Genomic DNA, 22,017 nt, shown 5'->3' on the forward strand with positions numbered 1-22,017 from the left:
CAGGATACAGGAGATATTGATTAACGACTAACTATCTTTCCCGAACCAGAATTCCTAAAGTCATGGTGGAAGTTATTATCCATTGTTAAACGCATAGCCGTATTATAATCTTCTAGAGCTTGACGCTGATTTCCTAAATCTTGATAAACTTTACTGCGCCAAAAATAAAAATAGGCATTATTAGGGTTAATCTCAATCGCATGGTTATAATCCTCAATTGCACCCTGTGTATCTTTTAATTTATTATGACGAAAATTAGCCCTTTGACTGTAAATCTCAGCATTGTTAGGATTATTGCTAATAGCTCGATTAAAATTGGCGATCGCACCCTCAATATCTCCCTCTTCAAAGCAGTTATAGGCTTTTTTAATCGCTGATACCTGTGAATTCTTAGAACCAGGATAAATCATGTTAAAATTATCTGCTAAATTTTCTTTTTTATAAGAATTTGATAATCGCTGAGGTAAATTATTCTGCGGAGAATTATCTAAGTTATTTGCTTGACTTGGAGTTAATTTATAAAACTTAAAAATAATTACTAAAGCGATAAATACCACCCCTAATTGTATTGCAAAATTCAAGGGAAAATCCCACCCAGAGTGATGTTCAATAAAATTATCTGAGAAATTAAGATTTTGGCGAGAATTGGAATTAGGAGTATTACTGTAATGAGGAAGTTTTGCTGCAAGGGTAGTTTGACTATAGGGAAAACTACTACTTCCCCAACATAGCATTCCTAAGAAGAACACATGAGCAACAAGCTGTGTAGATTTCATATATTTAGTGTTAAATAAAGAAAAAATGAGTCACTGCGATCGCACTAACAAATCATCACCGATAGAGTACCCTAAAAAACCCATTATTTTCATTTGCAGAATTGAAATTTTATAATTTCCCAATATTTCCAACAAATGCTTCAATTTTAGCAGCGAATCCCCAGTGATTATACCCTCTATGTTACATATAGGAATTTAAATCCCTGTAGAGACGTAACATGTTACGTCTCCAAGGGATATATTACGTCTGGTCAAACAAAATTCATCTGTCCCATTATTTTTGCAAATTCCTACAACCCGTTAAATTATCTCTACTAATAGCTAATTACAACCAATTTCCTACCAAAATAATCGGTGACCAATAATATGGATGTTTATACTTTCCATCCTCTAATTTTAGTAAATAAATTTGCGCTCGTTTTAAAGCTTCAGCTTTACTAATATTTGGGTTTTCCCTCAGTTGTCGGAAAAATTCCACCATGAGGATTTTTGTTGCTTCATCACTTACATTCCAAAGGGTTGCAATGGTACTACGAGCACCTGATTGAATCGCAACTCCCGCAAGTCCTAAAGCTGCTTTATCATCACCAGAAGCAGTTTGACAAGCACTTAAAACTAATAAATCAATTACATTTTCGGGATTCTTGGGATTTTTGAGCAAACCTTCAAAATCATTGACATTAATGACACTATCCCAGGATAAAACATAGGTATTTTCTGCTGTTGAACTAAATAATCCGTGGGTCGCAAGTGACACTACTGATGGTGCAAATGATTGTATTTGTTGTAAGATGTTTTGATTGGTTAATTCTTGGTTGATAATCTTCTGGGAACTAGGGAAAATTTCTGTGATTGCTTTCAATTCATTTTTAACATTTTCTAGGGGTTCAAATCTTTCGTGTCTGGGATTATTCAATTTATTTAACTCACTTAACCCCCCCGCAAATAATTTAACTTGGACTCGATTGGCAACTTTTTTTGGTGGTAGCAATCGTAATCCTGGTGATACAGCTAAATTATATGGTTTTTCCACCAAAAATTGCTTACCATCGTGCAAAGCAGCCATCGGAATATTGCGTAAATATCCATCTAAAACAAACACCAAATTCTGAATTTGATATTTTTTCCAATCAGATTCAAAAGGTTTAATTAACCATTGATAAACCTGCTGTGCTGCTGGTAAATACTCATCCTCATCACTTTGTCTATTTGCAAGTGCTTTGTCAGAATCTCGCAGTGATTGAATTGTATTTTGAAAGCTTTTCCCCGGTGGTAAATCTTGAGCGAAATATTGCTTTAATTTCAGAATTTCTCCTTCCCCTGATTTATTTTCTTTCATCGCAGAATCCTGATTCGGTAGGGAAACTATTACCGCTAAACTATCGGGAAGGATAATTGGGTAAACCACCGATGCTGTGGTGTCAATTTGCTGAAGGGAAACCTCCGTATTCCCATCTAAACAAGCTCTCCGGAAAAAGTTATCCAACTCTGCTAAATTCAGGGACTCAATCGTATTTCTTGCTTCCTGGAGGATTGCTTGCTGCTTTTGAGTATCAGATTCCTGCTGATGCGATCGCAATAACAAACTGACATATTCACGATAAACCGGTTCCACCTCCTGTCGGAAGGAAAATTGCACATCCCGGTTCAACAATGCTAAATCACGACGCAGAAATTTCAGGTGATTTACTGCTTTAGCATAAGCTGCGATCGCACTTTTTTCCTTTTCTTTTCCCTGTTCTTTGAGGATTCTCCCTAACTGCCATTCCCAACGATAGGTAATATCCGATGCTTGGATTCCTTCGGCGATACTGATAGCTCTTTGGGTTATGGTTTGTGCTTCCTTCCACTGTTTTGTTTGTTCGTACAAACTTCCCAGTGTACCGAGAGCATAGGCATGGGCACGGGTATCTTTTAATGCTTCTGCATCCCGCACAGCCGTTTCCACAACTTGATAAATGGTTTTCCAAGGGATACCACCGGTAACTTGAAGATTTTTTTGTCTATCCCCAGTAAATTCAGGACAGCTAAAAGTAATGACCTTCGCTGTTCCATCGGTTCCCTGCTTCAAACAAGTAAGACTCTGAGCAAGATTAATCCGAGCGTAGATATTTTTCCGGCTAGGTGCTAAATTAGCTAATTGGGGTTGAATTTCCTGCCAGAGATTTTGTGCTGCTGACCACTCCCCTGCTTCCACTTGTAAGCGTAATTGATTTAACTTTCCTTGGATGGAAGTATCCCTAGAAACTCCATCAGTTGCTGCTTGCTGATAGTAACTGAGGGCTGTTTCGATGTATTGATTTTTCTGTTTATATTCATCACTTTCTGTATCATTTATGTCACCAGAAACGGATTTCGCCAAAGCATAAAAAGTGTTACCTAAAGCTAAATTTATCTCTGCTTCCACTTCCCGAAAATTACTCTTTTTGGCAATTTCTAAAGCCTGTTTTAAAACCGATTCAGAATCTAATTTTTCAACTTGTAAATTTTGCTTTGACTTGTTATTTTGAAAGCTATTCCCAGATGTCAAACTTGTAGACACATTTCCCGTGACAGGACGAAGATTACCTAAAACCCTTAAGGTATTACCAATATTTAATAATCCCTTGACTTTAAGTAAAGCATCCTGGGAATTACCATCTCCCAAACTATTTATATCCTCATAGACCTCATTCAATTGCATCAAAGTTCGACGATAAAAACCCAAAGCTTGTAAAGCTTGAGTTTGATTCAATTTACTACCAATTACCCCTTCCCAATAACCCACTCTCTGATAAATTATCGTCGCTTCCTGCCAACTTTTTAAAGCCTTTTCTACCTCACCCCGCGCCAATAAAATTTTACCTTGATTATTTAAAGCTTGACCTTGTAAAGATAACTTTCCCGGCGAATCAACCTCAGCCTTTAATAACTCCAAACTTTGAGCGATCGCATTTTCTGCATCCGTTAATTTACCCAATTGTTGATAACCCAAAGCCAGGTAATTTAAAGCCTGTGACTGCTGTAATCTATCCCCTTGGTTTTTAAAAACTACCACAGCCTGCTGCTGTATTTCCACAGCCTTAGCAAACTGCTCCTGTTGATAGTAATTTAAACCCAATTGCAAATAATCCTTCCCACCAACAGTTGGATTAACAACAGCCAACTCCATCATAGGGGATTTGCTCACCGGCTGTACAGGCAGAGAAATAGAAGAAAAATGTGCATCAAAATTAGCAATCTGCGCCAAAGTCGCTAATAGGAAAAATGTAGACATAGTTTCTGAATTTATTGGTAAAATTTGTAGAGACGTAACATGTTACGTCTGCACGTAGGATGTAGAGACGTAATATATTACGTCTCTACAGGTCGTCATATATTACGTCTGTGCAGGTCGTTTATATTTGCATGTATAATGGCTAAAAAGGTTGTCGATACATAACCGAAAAATGCAACCCATTTTCCTGCCAATTATTCTTATTCTCCCCCGGTACAGAAGTTAGAGGAATACCCCAATCAAAGCGTGCAGAAAGATTCTGTTGCTGCCATAATAAACCTAGTCCCACAGAAGAAATATTCGGAACCTTTAACTCATCCCTTTCCGGAATCGAATAATTCCAGATTGCACCAAAATCAAAAAAGGGAGCAACTTGCAACACACCTTTAATTTTTGCTACTTTTAACACCGGATAACGCAATTCCACAGAACCAATCACAGCATTATCAACGAAAAATAAATCTTGACGATAACCCCGTACCGTCCCTTGTCCACCCACACCCACCTGTTCAGACGCAAGTAGGGGTCGATCCGCTAACTGGACATCACCCCGAACCAACAGCAAAGCATCCTTTCCGATACGTCGCACATACTGTCCTTGTCCACGCCAAGCAAAAAATTCCCCATCAGGTACTGTACTATTAGGTATGCTATTAATCGTGGCATTAAACGCATTCACACCAAAACTGAATTGCGATCGCGCACTAATCACTTCTTCCGTGCTACGCTGTGTCCAATCCTGAAACAACCGCACCGCAGATACCCTAGTTCTCCCTTCACTATCAGCACCCAGCGCAGGATAGGGAACCGGTTCACCAACAAAACCTTCCAAAAAGACAATTTCACTGTCCCGATGATTTGCAGTCACACCCACCGCAAATTCTTGACTAGATGTGCGAATTAAGGGTTGACGAAATGTAATCCCCAACTCCTGTGCTTTACCCTTAATATCCAAAACATCAAAGGGTTTTTGAATCACCCGACTAGAGGAATTACCATAATTAATCTCCACCGTTCCATGACGGGAATTCACCGGTAAAGTATAGCTCACATCAATACCATTACTACCATCCGTATTCCGATAACTTAAATTCAAACTATCACCCAATCCCAACAGATTATTCTCTTGTAACTGAACTTTCCTCTGTAAAGACCCTACACTCGGTGAACGATTATTATCAACACTCACCTCCACACTTCGCGTCTTCCCAGGAGTCACCTGGACATCCAATACACTTGTACCTGGACTTACTCCCGCCGATAATTCCCCAGCAATATTATCCAGCAAAGGGTCTAACCGCAATAACTGCAAAGTATCCAACAACCGATTCACATTAAATACCCGACCCGTTCCCACTTGAATCCGACCCCGAATATAGCTAGGATTCAATCGTCCCGCACCCTTAACTTTAATATCCTCCCCATCCAAACGACCCTCCAAAATCTGCACCCGGACAACAGCATTTTCTACCGGAAAAGTTTGCACCGGGATAAACGCACCGGAAGTAATATAACCCCGATCCACATACAACTTCGTAATCCCCTCCGCAACCTTCAGCAACTCCGCAAAACTCAAACCCTCCTGACCAGCATCCATCAACCTCAACTCACCCTCAACCACTTCACAGGACTTCATCCCCAAAGTAGTCTGAATCACCTCACACAACTGGGTAGCACCAAAAACCGTACCCCCCTCAACCCGAAAACCTCGCACCCGAATCTTTCCCACCACATCAGTTGGTATAATTTGCGAATCCGGAACCGTAGGATTTGCACCGGGAAGACTAGGTAACTCCGGAGGAGTAAACTGGGGACTAGGTAAAGTTTCCAACTCCCCTGGTCTTCGATTAATATCCTCAAAACTATTAGCAACCAGAATCGGATTTACCGTCTCCGCAAGCAGCGACCTCGGAACCGAGATACTCAAAAACAGCGAACCACAAGCAAGCAAACCAAATTGACGACAGTAGCGATAAATACTCATTTTCCCAACCACGAATAATCAAATTATTTAGCTGACAGAGAAGTTGGGTTTTTACCCTCAAAACACAAAAAACCGACTTCTGACCCAAAAACCCAATCCAAAATCTCAAATCGAATCCTATCGAACCGGACGACAGGAACTAGAAACCCCAGGTATTCCCTTCAAACCAGCATCATTACCAGCTTGATTCACTAACATCACCTGACCCTTACCATCCATTACCCAACTAGTAGCCGGGACAATTGATACCACCCTGCGCGCTGACTTTTCCGTATAATCCCCGGTCACCACAACCTGAGATTGACCACCACTAACATTAACCCGCATATCCTCCCACACATTATCACCACCTAAAGGCTGATTTGGATTTGGAGGTAAACCACCCCGTCCAGTATTAGTAAACTGGCCATCACCAGCATCACAAGCAGGAACAATCTGCTTCGACGGGTCAGTGGGGTTTTCCGGTAGGGAGATTAAACCACTACTAGGGTCAACTACTAGGGTATTGATCACAACTTCACCTTGGAGACCTGTCTTAGAGCTAACATCTATGTCATTGGTTTGATTGCTAGCTCTTGAATATCTTTCGTATTCTTCATTTTCATCTGCAACTGTTTGCCTTTGAATTACTTGATTGGGGGAATTGGCTTTACGTACACCAAAGCCGAACAAACTTTGGGTATTGATAACGACATTACCCCCATCACCATTTTCTGCACTGGCAATAATATCATTACCTGTATAGGGAGGTTGTTTACTACCGTCATTGAGAGCGATTACAAATCCCCTATAGCCTTCAAGTGTATTGATAAACACATTCCCACCATTCCCCTGTCCTCTTGCTTGCGCAGAAATGAGGCTATTATTGCGCATGAGCAGCAACTCTCGGACATTGAGAAATATATTACCACCATCGATTGCTTGGGATGTCGCAGTAATCTTACCATCATTGAGAAAGAGACGATCCGCAAAGACTAGAACTATCCCAGCTTGAGGTGAGTTACCACTACTCTGAGACATGTTATTCGACCTATTAACTGTATCGCTATTTTGTTGAGTCGGACTACTACTTTGAGGAATTAAAGGTTTAGTATTATTTGAAAATTGTACTGGTCGTTCACTATCTACTTTGATTTCAGCACCATTTTCGATTTTTACAATTGGGGCTATAATTCCGATACCACCTGCATTACCGGGAAGATTTGATGAATCTGCGGTAGTAGAAATAGTGGTTCCACTACCATTTAGAGATACACTATCATTAGCTAGCAGAACTATAGTTCCTGCGTCTCCAGTTCCAGAAGTATCAGAACTAATTCGAGTACCACCAGCCAGAGACACTTTGTCTGCTAATATACTGATATTTCCAGCTTTCCCTTCTGCACCAGTTCCCAAATTACTGAAGATAGCACTAGAAAAACCAGAATCATTCTTTCCTTCAAGTGTCACCTCATCAGCAATAATAAATATATTCCCAGCATTACCTTTTGCTGGAATTGCTATTGGATTATTTTCGCTTCCCCGCACCAAAGTTTGCAATTGAGCGCCATTTTTCAGTTTAAGTTCACCTGTATTGATTTGAATACCAACTTTATCATTATTTTCATCTGTTACAGGTACATTTGCTCCATTCTCAATCGTGCTGAAAATATTAGCATTATCAAGTGTGACTGTTCCTCCATTAGTTCCACTAGTAGTAATAGTCACCTTACCTGTATCACCAGTTCCAAAAGTACTGCTAAAAATTTCAGCCTTCTGTTGGAGTTTAACTGAACTAGCGTTAATATCTATGTTCCCAGCACTTCCGTTACTAAAAGATGCAGAAACTAAACCACTTGCAGCAAATCCACTTGATGCACTATTACCTATAGTATCAACCGTAAATTGAGTACGCTGAAAAGCTCGTTGTAAAGCTTCTTCTTCCGTCAAACCCTGTTCACGAAATGCATTAAACAGCGCACTATAAATCTTTTGAAATCGATTTCCGTACTCAGTATCAACTCCAGATATATTGATATCACCAGTAGCAGTAATATTAATCTCACCACTTTTACCACTACCAAAAGTAGGGGTCAAAATTTGTCCACCACCCGTAATGTTCAAAGTATCAACATTAATATCAACCTTCCCAGCATCACCCCGACTGCGGGAACGTACACTAATTGCACCACTATCCTGAATATTCAAAGTACCTGTATTTACGGTTATATCTCCACCAGCACCAGTTGTAGGAGTTGGATTTTGAACATTATTTTCAGTCGAAGCGAATAAACCGCTCGAAAAACCGCCTGTAAGGTTATTATTTTCATCTAGAATAATTTCATGACCTTGCTCATCTTTCTGAAAAGGAGCCACCCCGGAAATAGTGACAGAAGAAGAAGCCTTATCATTTAATGGGTTAATCATAATATCACCCGCATCTCCCTTCCCGTAAGTCTGGGATAGCACCTCAGAACCACCAATAATTGTCAGATTCTGAGTTTTGATATCGACGTTCCCTGCCTTTCCTTCTCCATAGGTGTTATTTAGTAATAAGGATACAGTATCTAACTTAATTAAATCAGCATTAATCTTAATATCACCCGCATTACCTGCACCGTAAGTGTTAGCTTCTAATACTGAGCGATTATTTAAAGAAATAGACTTAGCTTCAAATGTGATGTCATTACCCGAACCAGTACTACCCGTACCTCTAAATTCCTTTGGTACTACCCCGGTAGATACATAACTGTGGTCTAGAGAGATGGAGTTATCAGCTGCAACTTTTACCATCCCAGCTTTTCCCGATCCAAGGGTTGCTGCAAATAGGGCAGAATTATTTAGGGATACAGAAGCAGTTTTAATATCAATATTGCCACCATTACTTGAACCGGAAGTTGTATTAGCGAGTAAGCTATTATCAATTACTAAGCGATCAACCTCACTATACTTGCCAATAAAGATATTTCCCAGCTTCCCTTGACTTTCAATACCTCTGATATCAGCACCATTACTACGATTACTATTTGTAATCTCGATATTTTTATCTGCATCAATGAATATGTCACCAGCCAAACCAGAGCCTGCATTAGTTGTGCTGACCTTAACCCTATCTAAAATAACCGAACCTTGGAAAGATTGAATATCGATAATACTATAATTGTTATTGATATCGTTATTGCTGGAAGCTTCTATTTTTACTGGTGTGCTACTAATTATTCTACCTTCAGCATCTTTGACAACATCATTACTAATATCACCCCTAGCTCGAAGAGTTATATTTCCAGCGATTCCATTGCCATTAATAATTTCGGAGCGTAAATCCCCACGAAGGTTAATATTGCCATTTTCGGTCACAATATTAATATAACCCGCACTACCCAAATTTCCAGCAGATTTAATTTCACCAGTGAAAATATCACCAAAAGCCTTCAAACTAATATTGCCACTCTGACCAAAATTATTTGGATTATTAGAACCTTCTAACCAGCCTCCAGCTGAATTGATAGAACCTGCGGTTGTATTTATTTCCCCATTTTTACTGAGAATAGTAATATTTCCGCCATTTCCAAGGTTGCTAAAAGAACGCAAGTTTCTAGTTGAAATCTTATTTTTAGCCTCTAAGTAAATATCTCCAGAAAGTCCTCCTTCACTACTGGATGCAATATTTCCTCCGGTAGTATTAATCTCTCCATCTTGACTAATAATACTGATGTGTCCAGCTTTACCTATCCCTCCAGCGCTAATATAAGAACCAACATCTCTGGTTGTAATATCACCCTTTGCATTTAAACTAATATCCCCAGCAATTCCACCAACTAACTGATTTCCAGTACCTAAATCAAGAAATGCTCCAAATGCAGAAGAATTAACAAATCCAGTGGTATTGATATCGCCATTAGTGCTGGTGATAGTAATATTTCCACCATTACCTATCCCTCCAGCACTAACAAAAGAACCGACATCTCTGGTTGTAATATCACCCTTTGCATTTAAACTAATATCCCCAGCAATTCCACCAACTAACTGATTTCCAGTACCTAAATCAAGAAATGCTCCAAATGCAGAAGAATTAACAAATCCAGTGGTATTGATATCGCCATTAGTGCTGGTGATAGTAATATTTCCACCATTACCTATCCCTCCAGCACTAACAAAAGAACCGACATTCCCTGTGGTGATATCACCATTAGCATTTAAAGAAATATTACCTGCTAATCCTAAAGCCGTTGAGGAATTAATATTTCCTAGAGTTGTATCAATCTTGCCATTAGTACTGGTGATGCTAATATTTCCACCATTACCTATCCCTCCAGGACTCACAAAAGACCTCACACCCGCAGTCAGGATATCTCCCGTTGCACTGAGGGTAATATTCCCACCATCACCATTATCGGAACCAGCAGTAATATCACCACCACGGGTATCAATCCCACCAATTCCACTTGTTAGCTGAATATCTCCACCTCTACCACGATTAATACTGGTGTTTATTTGTCCGGTGGTAGTAATTTTATTTCCGGCTGTGACATTTACGGAAATACCCGGTGCAAGTATTGTGCCAAGATTTGCTGTATCTCGTGCTTCCAAGTCTAGACCTTGACTAGCAAACTGTCCTTGTAAATTCAGATTCCCACCAGCCAAGGTCAAATTCCCACCCACAGCCAAATTGGCATTACTAGTAATATCTCCCGAATTCACGCCAAACTGCAAACCCGGTGTTAAATTCACCGTCAACAGGGGTGGTGCTTCCGGATTAACCGCACTGTACTGCAACCCGTTTTCCCACACAAAACTATTAGCGGTTGTAGCAAAAAAGGAACCGGAAACATCTAACTGAGCATTTTGACCAAAAACTATACCGTTAGGGTTTAGCAAAAATAAATTCGCATTTCCATCCACTCCCAAGGTTCCGAAAATATTGGAAGCGCTATTTCCGGTGACACGGGTCAATATATTGTTAATACCCGTCGGGTTAGCAAAATATACCCGTTCCCCATTACCAACATTGAACTGGGAAAAGCTGTGGAATAGGTTAACCCCCCTAGTCGCACCCCCATCAATCAAGGTTCCCGCAGCACCCCGCACGGTAGTATCAGGTAATACCCTAGAACTTTCGTTGCCGAGGGTGTTATCGGGGGTAATTTGGGCGGATGCAGCTTGAATAAAAGTAGTGACAATAGTTCCAGCAACTACTAGGGCTGCGAATAGTTTGATTTTCCAAAATTTTGACTGTAACTCTTGAGTCATTTTTATTTCCTGAGTTTATTAGCTAGGGAATGGATGGGTGGAAAATTACCGGGGTTGCAATTTCACGGGTGGGAAGGCATTAATTGCTGCCGTATCAGTGATATTTGCTGATTGTAGTAATTCTCTCCATGCTGAGGTTGTTTCGTTATTGCGAGGAAGTTGAGATAATTCCCGCAGTGCTTCTTGGAGGTAACCGGAACTTGCGTACCAGGTGACTTTTTCTAATCCTTGGGTATTCCGTAATAAGTCTTGCAAACCGGGGTTAAGCTGGGTACGTTGGATTTGACCCTCAATGTCAATACTTTTACTAAAATCATTGCGATCGCATACAGCAGAAAATGTCCAGGTATATTCTTTCCCTACTTCCAATCCACCGGAAGGATAATCAACTTGATACACACCGGACTTGCTAACTGGTTTATATACCTGTTTCACCACATTTTTACCGCTACCTTGACTGTCTTTAATGGTTAATTGGAACCAGCGAGGTTTTTTATCTCCTTCCACGGGTATATAGAAAAAGAAACTGGGACGAGCTTCTGTGGTTTTTGGTGCTTCTCCCCCACCACCAGTTTCGCTACCAGAACCTCCACTCCCTTTTGGTGTCGGAACCAGAGGAATCATCCGTTTATCCTTCTCCAGACAGCTTTCACCCCGTCTTGCTCCTGCTTTTGTTCCTCTAACTGTACCTACAGCAACTATGTTGAGGGGACGCTTCTGACTCAGATAAGCATCCATATTTCTAATCGCAGCAGTTGCATACACATCACCGGGTCTTACCTGTAATGCTTGCAGAAAAAAGCCTCTTGCTCGACGATAATCTCGACGACTAGTTGCAGCATAACCCTGGGCCATATACTGGTCATATCCAGAGGTTTGTGTCAAGTACACAGCAGGTTTTTCTGCTGAAGCTTGGCGGAGAATTACTGATGCGAATACCAATAATACAGATAACCAAAGAATTAATAGCCACCAACGATGTTTGGTCATGATATTACCTATTTTTGAAGTTAGAAAACAGCACGGAATTAATCATCAAATAATTAGATAGAAAACGGATATTTCGTTTACCCAATTGCAAATTTAGATTTACCTAAAATTAATTGGGGGCATCCCAAATATGTAAAAACATATTTTGTCCGCAGCGAGTGCAGCGTACGCGGAGCATTCTCAAAGAGTAGCAATCACAAAATCCATCACTCAGAATGAGTCCATCGATTGCTGGAGGTTATACTTCCAACAATAATATTATTCTGTTACCGAGTAATCAAAACTGGGATGTGCCCAATTAATCAGATAAAATCCAACTGATAATTTCAAAAATATTGAAAAAATCAACTAATAAAAACAGTAAATTGGATTTTATCTAGGATGCATTATGGCTGAGTTCAAGTATCAAATTTCTCTTAATCAAGGATGCACCCATTGATAAAATCATCTGGATAATTCGGGCTATCAATCTGAGGGTAGAGACATATCATTACCCTAGCAATACCTAACTAACCTTTGGCCATTTACCAATCCACGCACCACCACGGTAACGAGCGCGGGGGAAAAGAAGCCGCATTACTATCCAAGAAGCTGCATAAACAAATACCCAAACCACACTATAATGAATCACGTAGTTAACCCAATTAAAGTTATTTCTAGGAATATGAGGTAAACCCACATAGTGAATCATCAGTGCTAAAAATACAGCTTCAAAAATTGCAGCAATTAACTGAATTGCACCCGGCCAATCATGGTCCCACAGGAATTTTTGCAGGTAGGTATAGAGAATATCCCAAGCTAATCCAAATAAGCCAACGTATAGCAATACCCAAAAATAAACGACATGAAAATTCTTAATTCCATCAATTAAAGCAAAGGGTAAACTAACTACAACGCCTATCGTTGCTAACAGAAATATTCGTGATTGCCAGCGTCCAATTAATGTTGGTGTCATGGTGAATTGAGTAATTATTCCAAAAATTATGTAAACCAGACATAACATGTAGAGACGTAACGTGTTACATCTCTACTCCTATATTCAAGGTTCCCTATTAGCAGCCCATTTAATCCATTGCCACAGTGAACCAAAACCATCTAAATAACGAATTCCCGGTGCTCTTGCCGCAACTAAAGCATCGGCTGTTCTTTGTGCTGCATACTGTAAACCCAAAAAAGTATCAATTGCAGCATAGGGTCCACCCAAGGTCAAAATACCGCTAGCATAAATCCTCCCCTTTTGATTGCGCATTTCCCGGATTTCAAAGTCATTGGCGACGTTTAATCCACCATAGGGAGAAAGGGCTATTCCATAGTGGTCAATTAGGTCAGCAAACAGGGGGTTATCCTTGGGTTTTGCTTCCAAACCTGTGGAGTCAATGATGAAATCCGCTTCCACCTTGAGGACTCCTCTGTCTGTTTTCAACCATGATTCGGGTTTTCCTTCAGGAGTCCGTTCTACCTTTTCAACTTGACCAAATTCAACTTTGTACCACCCCTGATCTAAACCTTCCTGAACAATTCTGCGCCAATCAGAACGGTCTGCGGTGGTGGTTCCTCCCCATTGCTTCAGTAATTCGTAGCGTTGCTGGGGGGAAGAAGCTTCGAGTTTTGCTCGCATGTCTCCACCCCAGGTTCCTTTAGGCCAATTATAGGGTTGGAATTCCCAGTGGTTTTCAACTTTACGTCTAGCTGGACCATATTTGTAACCTTCCAAAACCGGTTTACGTGTCAGGTGAATAACCATGATTTTGGGGTTTTTGCGTCTAGCTTCCCATAGTCTCTGGAGAATTCGCGAAGCAACAATTCCTCGACCCCGCAAAATTACGGTTCCACCCCGTTGTTCCAGTTGCTCGTAAACATGGTCGTGTTTTTCGTAGGCATTAACTACAGATTTATAATCTCCAGTTTCTTGGCGATATTTTTGCAGGTCGGGTAAAAATCGAATCGCAGGATAACCTGTCGCAATTTGTACATAACGTCCCACCATGAACCCGTGGGTACGTTGGGTTTCTCCAGGGATGGAATAGGCTACAGCATAGCGACCATCGTTGGTTTTACGGATGGCGCGAATTCTTCCATATCGAAGCATGGATGACCAACCAATCCGTGCTGCTTCCCTGTCTACAGACTCAAATACTTTGCCGGATTTAGGAGTATAGGTATCAGCAAATACAGGTTCCGCAAATACTTGCCATAGGTGTTTACCAGCAGAAATAATTTGACCGGAACCAATTTCTCGCCAAGCTTCCCGCCATGCATAACCAGGCCAACCCCAAATATTATCTGGACAGGAATCGGAACCGGAGCGCAATCTCTCGTAGGGAGGAATTTGGGAATTTTGACAGAGACGTTGGTAGCGACCGTAGGGTTTTTGTTCTAAACCGAGAACGGCGATATGATCGGCTTTGACTCCATAAATGCGTAGGTAGTCCACCCAGACGAAGCTTCCCATCCCACCACCTAAAGCCAAATAATCCTTTTCTTCGACTCGGTTCCCGGTTGCATACAGGGATTGCACATCCACCAGTTGCGCTTTCATAAACTCTGGTGGAGGAAAAGGAGTCATTAGGGGTTCAGGAGTGAAGGGTTGTGCTGATGGTTCATCGTTTTCGGGGTGGAAGTAAATGGTGGAGTCTCCTGCAGAAGAGTCGGAAACACCAGGGGAAAAGTGAACTGCGGTGTCATCGCTTTCGTCTGCTTTACCTGTTGGTTTGATGATTACCTGAGTTCCATCGTCAATAATCACCTCCGTACCTGCGGGTGATGTGAACAGGGTGACGGTGATTGTAAACGGACCAATTTGTAACACATCCCCATTATTGAGAACGTGACTAGTTTGTTTATACAGTTCTCCGTTGATTTTTGTTCCGTTGGTGCTGATATCTTCCAGAACAACTTGCTGATCATCTAGGTAAATCAACGCATGATGACCAGAGACTTGCTTATGGGGAAACACAACTTTAGTCAGTGATTGGTCGTTGTAGGTGTCGGGTATCCGTCCTATGTCTCGACCAATAGCCAAGGGTAGAGCATAATCCTGTTGCTGTTCCTCTTGACTTACCGAATCTTGCCAAGTCAATCTGATGTCCATAGTTATGTAATTTGGCGACAAATATAATGTTTTACTGGTTTAGCTGGTTGGGATTAGGGATAATTACGGTTCCCTCACCTTGCAGGGACACACCACAATGGGGACAAAAGTCCCCGATGTAGTCGTAGGGTACTAGGTGTCCATTACGACATCTCACCCCATACACTTGCTGGGTTTGAGTCCATTCCAGATTGGTGAGGGTAATACTGATGCGACCTAACTTAATGACGTTTCCGGAGGATAGGGGAACTGATTCGAGGGCGATCGCTTTTCCATTGACAATCACTGGGTTTGGATTGGGTCGGTTAGAGGTGAGGTTTTTTAATAGCAATTGTTGTTTCTGCGGGTCATAAACAATGGCAGCGTGTAAACGAGAAACTGTTTTCGCACTGTCTTTGAAGACGATATCACATTGACTTTCATCTCGACCTAGCAAAAATTGATCCTTTTGTTTTGTTTGGTCTCCCGCAGAAAAAGTTCGTGAAAACTTACGTCCCTCCTCAAACCATTCGAGAGTAAATTTGTACATTTATTTGCCTATTTATGACTCGATAAAAAAAATTCGGAGGTATTCCCCCCAGAATTTAACCATGTTAATGTTATCGGAATCTAGTTGTCGTTTACACAAAAAAATGGTAATTTTACGCAATTATTCTGGAGTATAATTACGGATTTTTCCGTATTTTTATATTTCTGTTGTCGTTAATTCTGTACCAATATGCGTTTCCTGAAGCAGAAGGCTTACTTTAGCTCCAGAGCAGCAATCTCCCGATTTCTACTAATCATTATGATTCTCAAAATAGATTGGGTTTTATTTATTTTTTACATGTAAATCTAAATATATTTTTAATAATTTATTTTTGGAACTGCCAATGTATCTAAATGTATTTATTAACTCCTTAAAAAATAAAGAATAAAGATACACAGGACTTACGCAAAGAAGATTTGTCATGGCGATCAAGGTACTCTTCGCGCAACTACGTGCCTTTCTTCACTCTTCAAAATGAATGTGGTGGAATACTACATATACTTCACACGGTAATATGTTTCCCTCTTTGATTACTCTTTCTGCTGAAGTAAAAACTTGGTTTATTGCCGTGCAAAGTATAGAAGTCTATTCCCCAGTGTTTATCTGATACTAGTACAGGTTGGCGGAAATAAACCGAGTATTAAGTTAGTCACAACTTTTATCTAGTGACTATGCTCTGCGTGGTCACTCAGTCAGCGAGGGCTACTGCCTTCATTCATTCACGAGGTAGGAGCTTCGTAGATTCCGCATCTATGCGGAGCATGGGTACGAGGAAAAAGGTAGGCGTATTTACGCCGCGTGGTACTAGTAGAGTAATGCAAAATCTAAAATCTAAGATCTAAAATCAAATAAACGTCTCTTTGACAAAATTACCATGTAAACCGTAGGGAATATGGTGACGGAGGTGTAATTTCGCTTGTAATGTGAAATCTTTGGCGTTTAAAATTACCACATCTGAACGATGGTGTTCCGAATCATAGACTAATCCCAGTATCCAACCATCATCCTCTTCCTCTCCACTGGGACGGGGAACAAATATGGGTTCTCCGGTAAATCCTTGGGGTGCTGCACTCCAAAGTAATTTTTCACCAGTTGTTAAATCAATTTTCACAATTGCTTGTAGGGGTGCATTCCCTTGATTTTGAGCTGCTGCACCCATGTAAACATAGCGATAATTACGTCCTACTTTGTCAGGGTGCAAACAGGGAAACTCGCAACAACGGGATTCGATTAATTGCCGTTTGACAGTTTTAGTTGCTAAATTTAGATGGAAACGCCAAAGTTGTCCCGGTGGTAATGTGTCAAAATCGGTTTGTAAAAAATCACTATTTGGTTTTACTTCCGGTAGATTGGCATAACAGATGGAATCAACAATAATTTCTCCATTATCCTCGTATGCATTAGCATGGTGGAAAACAAAACCGGATGGGATTTCTAAGGTTTGAATTGGTTGCTTTTGGGGATGACGAGAAATCACAATTGCCTTAGTTGGTTGGTGAGGCTGAAATTTCACACATTCACCTGCACCGCGTATTCCCAATACAAAGGGGAGAGGGTTAAATAGTACGGGATTCTGGAAAAATATACAGTAATTCTCGGTAATGGCAAAATCGTGAATAAAACAAAAACCGGGTACACTATGGGCATGTTTTCTGATAATTTTGCCTGTTGTATCCACTTCAAATATTGTGATGGTTGTGGCTAATCCTGGTTTGATGGCAAAATTGACTAAACAGGGTTTTCCTTGATCAAATACACAAGCTGGGTCAATATGGGGGTGAGCTGCAAATGCTTCACCAGTTGATAGTACTCCCTGAAAATATTCTTTACCTAAAGTTGCTAGGGTATGGGGATCGAGTTGGTGGGGTTCGGCTGCTTCCCAGAGTGCGAGCAGTTTGCCTCCCCAGTAAATGACGTTGGTATTGGCAATATTTTTGAGTTGAAAATCAAACATATTTGCTAACCAACCACCGGGTTTTTGTGTACCAAATACACCGCGATAGAGAATTTTGCCGGCTTTTTGTTCGGCTAGATATCCTTCTGTGTGGACGAAGCGGTTGCGAAAATGGACACGACCATCGGTAAAGGTGATTTTGCTAATCATTCCATCTCCGTCAAAGGGGTGATGGATTCTTTGTCCGTTAATATCTAGTAGACCGGGACCATTTCTAAATAGTGTTCCTGTTAGTTCTGGTGGAATTGTTCCTTCGATGTCTTCAACCCAATAGTCGTATTCTTGTTTTAATGATTGATATCCACCTTGCCAATTTTTGAGGGTGTAGGTTTTGTGGTTGATAGATGTTTTTTCGGATGTACGCATGTTTGAATTTTTGATGCTTAGTTTGGTTTTGGTGGTGTTGCGCTGAAAAGATATTTTGCTATTCCCTGATTTCTGTGGCTGGTTGTGAGCGTTACGCTTCGCTGATCGCAGAATTGATTTTTCCGGTGATTTGTTCGGGTTGAACTGGTGGTAACCAGTTTAAAAAGGGTAGGGGTAGTAGGGTGGTGAGGTTGGTGATGATTACTAGTAGTGCGAGGTTGGTAAAGTTATTTTCTGTGATTCCCATTAGATGCATTAAACCTGCTCCTAGTTCGTAGGAAATTAACCCCGCAAGGTTGGATACGGACATTAGTAGGGCAAAAAATGTGGCTTCGATTCCGGGAGGACATAGCCGAGCTGCTAATACTAGTACAGGCATATAGGCGATTTGCCCCATCACTGTTAAAACTAAGCTGTCACCGATGCTAAACCAGTGGTCGTCAATCCCTAATGCTCGGTTTGTATGGGTGACTAGTAGGAGCATGGTCATACCCAATATGGCTGAAAGTATTGTACTCCAACCAAAAATGACGCGGAAAGGAACGCTTTTGAGGAAACGTTGAAATATCCAGATGCCGATGAGGGAGGCGATACTGGTGATTAAACGTACTCTCCCTAGAAATTCCGGTTCAAAGTGCAGTTCGTTGGTGGTAAAAAAGAAAAATGCTGAGTCTGCGGTGGGTGTGGCTTGCCAAATGAATACGAAGGCGGTGGGTAGCCAGATCGATTTTTGGGTGATGGCTTGACGCAGTTGTTTTAATTGATGCTTAATATCGATGGATTCTGGGTTGACAGGATTATCCTGATTCTCTTTGCTGATGGGTGATTCCGCGATTAACCAAGCTACCCCTGAAACTAGGAGGGGAAAGGTGGCAGTAATCAAAAATACGGTGCGAGTGGTGAAATGCTCCAGCAATAAACCACTAAAGTATGCGGTGATCAATCCTCCCAAGGCAGAAGTTCCCCAGCACAAGGATTGGAGTGAACCCGCATCGGCTTGGGATTCCCCTCTAGCTCTTTCTACTACCAGGGAGTCCACAATCACATCGCTGACTGCTACCGAAAGGGAACCCAGGGCGATCGCAATTGTCGCTGCTAGGGAATTGTGAACAATTGTTGCTAAACAAATCCAGGATACTGTTCCTAGCAACCCAGATAAAATTAAGTAGGGACGACGACGATAACCAAATATGGGTAAACCGTCGGAAATAAAACCAAATAAGGGTTTGACAATCCAAGGTAAAGCGACAACCCCCAAAAGTGCTGAAACCTGTGCTGGACTTAGCAGCAGTTCATCTTTGAGGAAGAAGCTGACGGCTAAACGCGCCAACCCCAAGATACCTTGGACAAAGTAGACAGTCAGAATCGCCATTAATTCGGCGCTGGGTTCATTGCCGAAGAGGATTTTTGCTTTGACTGATTCTTTGACCTTGGACAAACTAGAGGAGGAAACCAGCATCGATGAATATTTCTTAAGATTTATTACTTTTCTATCATATCTAGTTTTTAACAAGTTTATGGTGGGTAAGCCCCTACACCCCTCATTCCCTCATCACCCGGATATGGTAAGTTGAGAATTAGACTAGTCTATCAGTTCAAAATCAATACCTAAATATAGTTTCAACTGGACAGGGAAGGTTCTTAATCCGGACTTTGAGCGAGTAAGTTATAAGCCTGTTTCTAATCACTACTCCCTGGATGTTTTGGGGTTTGTGAGAAAAAGGGTTAAGTACTCATTTTTCCTTGCCAAATGGTTGTCTGTATTTTTTGATTGGCGAACTGATTGGGAATCGAATCCAAATTTTTGACAAAAGACAAAATTTATTGTCACTTCACTACAAGTTGTGATGTAATTCCTGCGTTTTCCAGAAATGCCTAGAAGTACTGAGTATTGGGAAAAAGGCCAGTCCGTTACTCAGCCCTAACCACAAGAGGGGGAAATCCAGGAGTTAAATCTGCATTTGGGTGAGATCATTCACGGTGCAATTCAAGGAGGTAAGAATGAGTCGGCTTATCTACGAAAGTTCAGTTGCCTACAAAGGTTTTCTCATCATTCCCTTTATTTTTAACCAAGTTGACGGACACGAGATTTACTCCTATAAGTTGTTAGCGGAAATCGGCTGTAACAGTTCGTTGCATAAAACCGAAAATCCCGCAGGAATTTATGGTAGTAGTATCGAAAATATAATTGCGATCGCCAAAGAGCATCTTGATCAGTTTGCTGATTTTGTCTCTGCTGATGATGGGTTTAAATACAGATACACCTACCATAATCATCTGGTGGTGATTTCCCAGGAAGATGGTAAATATTTTTATCAGCATTACCCCCCGGAATCTTTGAATAATATTGCTGCTCCCAAGTTGTTTGATACTGAGTTTGAATGTGTTAGTTGGATTAAACAGGGTTTAGATGGGTTAATTGTGCGACGACGGTTGTATTAGTAAAGTAGGGAGTGGGGGAAAACTACTTTTCGTTGGTTTTGGTTTACATGGATGGCTACTCCTGATTTTCGTAGAGACGTGATATGTCCTGTCTCTACCCACTTCCAAAAACGATAAGTACGGATACAAGTACGCTCCCTATTTGCAGTTTTGTGAGATATTGCTTACTGATGCAGGGTAATTGGCTCAAGTAGAGCTAAGACATGGACTCCAATTTGTGACGGAGGTGACTACTAATTACGTCAATCACCGTTACCACCACAAGTAACACCAGCATCATGGTGGTTGCTTTTGTATATTCAAACCCGTCAATATAACTTTTGAGTTGAAATCCAATTCCCCCAGCTCCAACCACACCTAAAACTGAAGCTGCACGGATATTATATTCAAACATCCATAAAGTATATCCCAAACCCAACGGCAAAATCTGGGGCAAAATTCCGTACTGAGCGATTTGGATGGGAGATGCTCCAATAACCCGTAACGATTCCAGCGATCGCGGATTCACCGCTTCTATTGCTTCTTGGTAAAATTTGGCTAGGTAGCCGATGGTATATATACTTAATGCTAACATGCCAGCAGGTGCGCCTAAACCCGTAGCAGCAACAAATAATAAACCCAGAACAATGGAAGGAACTGAGCGGACAATATTTTGGAGAAAGTTGGCTAGCCAACGTAACCATTGGGGGGCTATATTCCGAGAACTAGCGATCGCAATCGGCAAAGAGATAATTGCACCGATGGTTGTCCCCCATAACGACATTTGTACGGTTTCAATTAAGGCTTTAATGGCAATATCAACAACTTCCAGGTTGGGGGGAAAAAGACGAGAGATAAAATCAACAATATAGGGATAACTATCTTTTAGCAGAGCAAAATCAACTTGCAAACCACTTAATGCCCAAGTATATACTGCAACTACACCTGCGAGCACAAGCAACCAACGTACCCAAGGGTAATAATGGGAAAATTTAAACCAAAATAACTGGATATTTTTCATTGCAGTGGATGGAGAAAAATAAGGGAAATAGAATGGTTTTTAACTGGTAGTTAGAATTGAAAATTAATACAAATTAAAAAATAATGCAACCGATAAATTTTGCCTACCTGTAGAGACGCAATATATTGCGTCTGGTATTGTAATATATTGCGTCTGGTATTGTAATATATCGCATTTGGTATCCTGGATGTGTTGCCAATATTTTTGGAATCAGTATCAAAAGTAAATAAGTCAGAACCAATAAACCTCATTATGTAGTGGATTGTAAACAGCATTCACAGTCTTGAAATTGCTTTATTTTACTGCGTTCCACTAGCTTTGGAGATATCTTGATTTTTTGACACCGACTTACTGAAATATCAATTATGAATGTATGAATGAATGCTTTTGAAATTGTTCG

Annotated in this window: 12 protein-coding genes; 1 reads left to right on the forward strand and 11 read right to left on the reverse strand. The window is 40.9% G+C overall.

Features of this window, described 5'->3' with window-relative positions; translation table 11 throughout:
• Positions 1-20: 20 nt before the first annotated feature.
• The 10 genes from CDC37_RS05315 to CDC37_RS05360 form a co-directional block, all read right to left on the reverse strand.
• Positions 21-776: a tetratricopeptide repeat protein gene (locus tag CDC37_RS05315; protein ID WP_096620815.1), complete on the reverse strand. Its 756-nt coding sequence runs from the start codon at positions 774-776 to the stop codon at positions 21-23.
• A gap of 325 nt (positions 777-1,101) precedes the next feature.
• The gene (locus CDC37_RS05320; RefSeq protein WP_096620816.1) at positions 1,102-4,032 is read right to left on the reverse strand and encodes a CHAT domain-containing protein; all 2,931 of its coding nucleotides are present in this window, start codon (positions 4,030-4,032) and stop codon (positions 1,102-1,104) included.
• Positions 4,033-4,174: 142 nt separating this feature from the next.
• Complete coding sequence (locus tag CDC37_RS05325; protein WP_096620817.1) at positions 4,175-6,016, reverse strand: ShlB/FhaC/HecB family hemolysin secretion/activation protein; 1,842 nt, start codon at positions 6,014-6,016, stop codon at positions 4,175-4,177.
• Between the two features lie 117 nt (positions 6,017-6,133).
• Positions 6,134-11,245 carry a two-partner secretion domain-containing protein gene (locus CDC37_RS05330; RefSeq protein WP_096620818.1) on the reverse strand — a complete coding sequence of 1,704 codons (5,112 nt, stop codon included), beginning with the start codon at positions 11,243-11,245 and terminating at the stop codon, positions 6,134-6,136.
• Between the two features lie 45 nt (positions 11,246-11,290).
• Complete coding sequence (locus CDC37_RS05335; RefSeq protein ID WP_096620819.1) at positions 11,291-12,235, reverse strand: DUF928 domain-containing protein; 945 nt, start codon at positions 12,233-12,235, stop codon at positions 11,291-11,293.
• Between the two features lie 505 nt (positions 12,236-12,740).
• Complete coding sequence (locus tag CDC37_RS05340; protein WP_096620820.1) at positions 12,741-13,190, reverse strand: hypothetical protein; 450 nt, start codon at positions 13,188-13,190, stop codon at positions 12,741-12,743.
• An 84-nt stretch (positions 13,191-13,274) separates the two neighbouring features.
• A complete protein-coding gene (locus CDC37_RS05345; protein WP_096620821.1) occupies positions 13,275-15,326 on the reverse strand; it encodes an FHA domain-containing protein in 2,052 nt (683 codons plus the stop codon).
• A gap of 31 nt (positions 15,327-15,357) precedes the next feature.
• On the reverse strand, positions 15,358-15,855 hold the full coding sequence (locus CDC37_RS05350; RefSeq protein ID WP_096620822.1) for an FHA domain-containing protein: 498 nt from the start codon (positions 15,853-15,855) through the stop codon (positions 15,358-15,360).
• 844 nt (positions 15,856-16,699) lie between these two features.
• The gene (locus CDC37_RS05355) at positions 16,700-18,175 is read right to left on the reverse strand and encodes a carotenoid oxygenase family protein (protein WP_096620823.1); all 1,476 of its coding nucleotides are present in this window, start codon (positions 18,173-18,175) and stop codon (positions 16,700-16,702) included.
• A 91-nt stretch (positions 18,176-18,266) separates the two neighbouring features.
• Complete coding sequence (locus CDC37_RS05360) at positions 18,267-19,634, reverse strand: folate/biopterin family MFS transporter (RefSeq protein ID WP_096620824.1); 1,368 nt, start codon at positions 19,632-19,634, stop codon at positions 18,267-18,269.
• A gap of 542 nt (positions 19,635-20,176) precedes the next feature.
• Between CDC37_RS05360 and CDC37_RS05365 the strand changes: the two genes are divergently transcribed.
• Positions 20,177-20,617 carry a hypothetical protein gene (locus CDC37_RS05365; protein WP_096620825.1) on the forward strand — a complete coding sequence of 147 codons (441 nt, stop codon included), beginning with the start codon at positions 20,177-20,179 and terminating at the stop codon, positions 20,615-20,617.
• Between the two features lie 196 nt (positions 20,618-20,813).
• Here the strand turns inward: CDC37_RS05365 and phnE are convergent, their stop codons facing one another.
• On the reverse strand, positions 20,814-21,617 hold the full coding sequence (phnE, locus tag CDC37_RS05370; RefSeq protein WP_096620826.1) for a phosphonate ABC transporter, permease protein PhnE: 804 nt from the start codon (positions 21,615-21,617) through the stop codon (positions 20,814-20,816).
• Positions 21,618-22,017 lie beyond the last annotated feature (400 nt).

Source organism: Calothrix sp. NIES-3974 (assembly GCF_002368395.1).
GTDB lineage: Bacteria > Cyanobacteriota > Cyanobacteriia > Cyanobacteriales > Nostocaceae > NIES-3974.

Excerpts from the sequence above, each read along its gene's own strand:
- CDC37_RS05335 (WP_096620819.1), bottom strand. The coding sequence starts at position 12,235 with ATGACCAAACATCGTTGGTGGCTATTAATTCTTTGGTTATCTGTATTA.
- CDC37_RS05365 (WP_096620825.1), top strand. The coding sequence starts at position 20,177 with ATGAGTCGGCTTATCTACGAAAGTTCAGTTGCCTACAAAGGTTTTCTC.
- CDC37_RS05330 (WP_096620818.1), bottom strand. The coding sequence starts at position 11,245 with ATGACTCAAGAGTTACAGTCAAAATTTTGGAAAATCAAACTATTCGCA.
- CDC37_RS05350 (WP_096620822.1), bottom strand. The coding sequence starts at position 15,855 with ATGTACAAATTTACTCTCGAATGGTTTGAGGAGGGACGTAAGTTTTCA.
- CDC37_RS05360 (WP_096620824.1), bottom strand. The coding sequence starts at position 19,634 with ATGCTGGTTTCCTCCTCTAGTTTGTCCAAGGTCAAAGAATCAGTCAAA.
- CDC37_RS05355 (WP_096620823.1), bottom strand. The coding sequence starts at position 18,175 with ATGCGTACATCCGAAAAAACATCTATCAACCACAAAACCTACACCCTC.
- CDC37_RS05325 (WP_096620817.1), bottom strand. The coding sequence starts at position 6,016 with ATGAGTATTTATCGCTACTGTCGTCAATTTGGTTTGCTTGCTTGTGGT.
- CDC37_RS05320 (WP_096620816.1), bottom strand. The coding sequence starts at position 4,032 with ATGTCTACATTTTTCCTATTAGCGACTTTGGCGCAGATTGCTAATTTT.
- CDC37_RS05345 (WP_096620821.1), bottom strand. The coding sequence starts at position 15,326 with ATGGACATCAGATTGACTTGGCAAGATTCGGTAAGTCAAGAGGAACAG.
- CDC37_RS05315 (WP_096620815.1), bottom strand. The coding sequence starts at position 776 with ATGAAATCTACACAGCTTGTTGCTCATGTGTTCTTCTTAGGAATGCTA.
- phnE (WP_096620826.1), bottom strand. The coding sequence starts at position 21,617 with ATGAAAAATATCCAGTTATTTTGGTTTAAATTTTCCCATTATTACCCT.
- CDC37_RS05340 (WP_096620820.1), bottom strand. The coding sequence starts at position 13,190 with ATGACACCAACATTAATTGGACGCTGGCAATCACGAATATTTCTGTTA.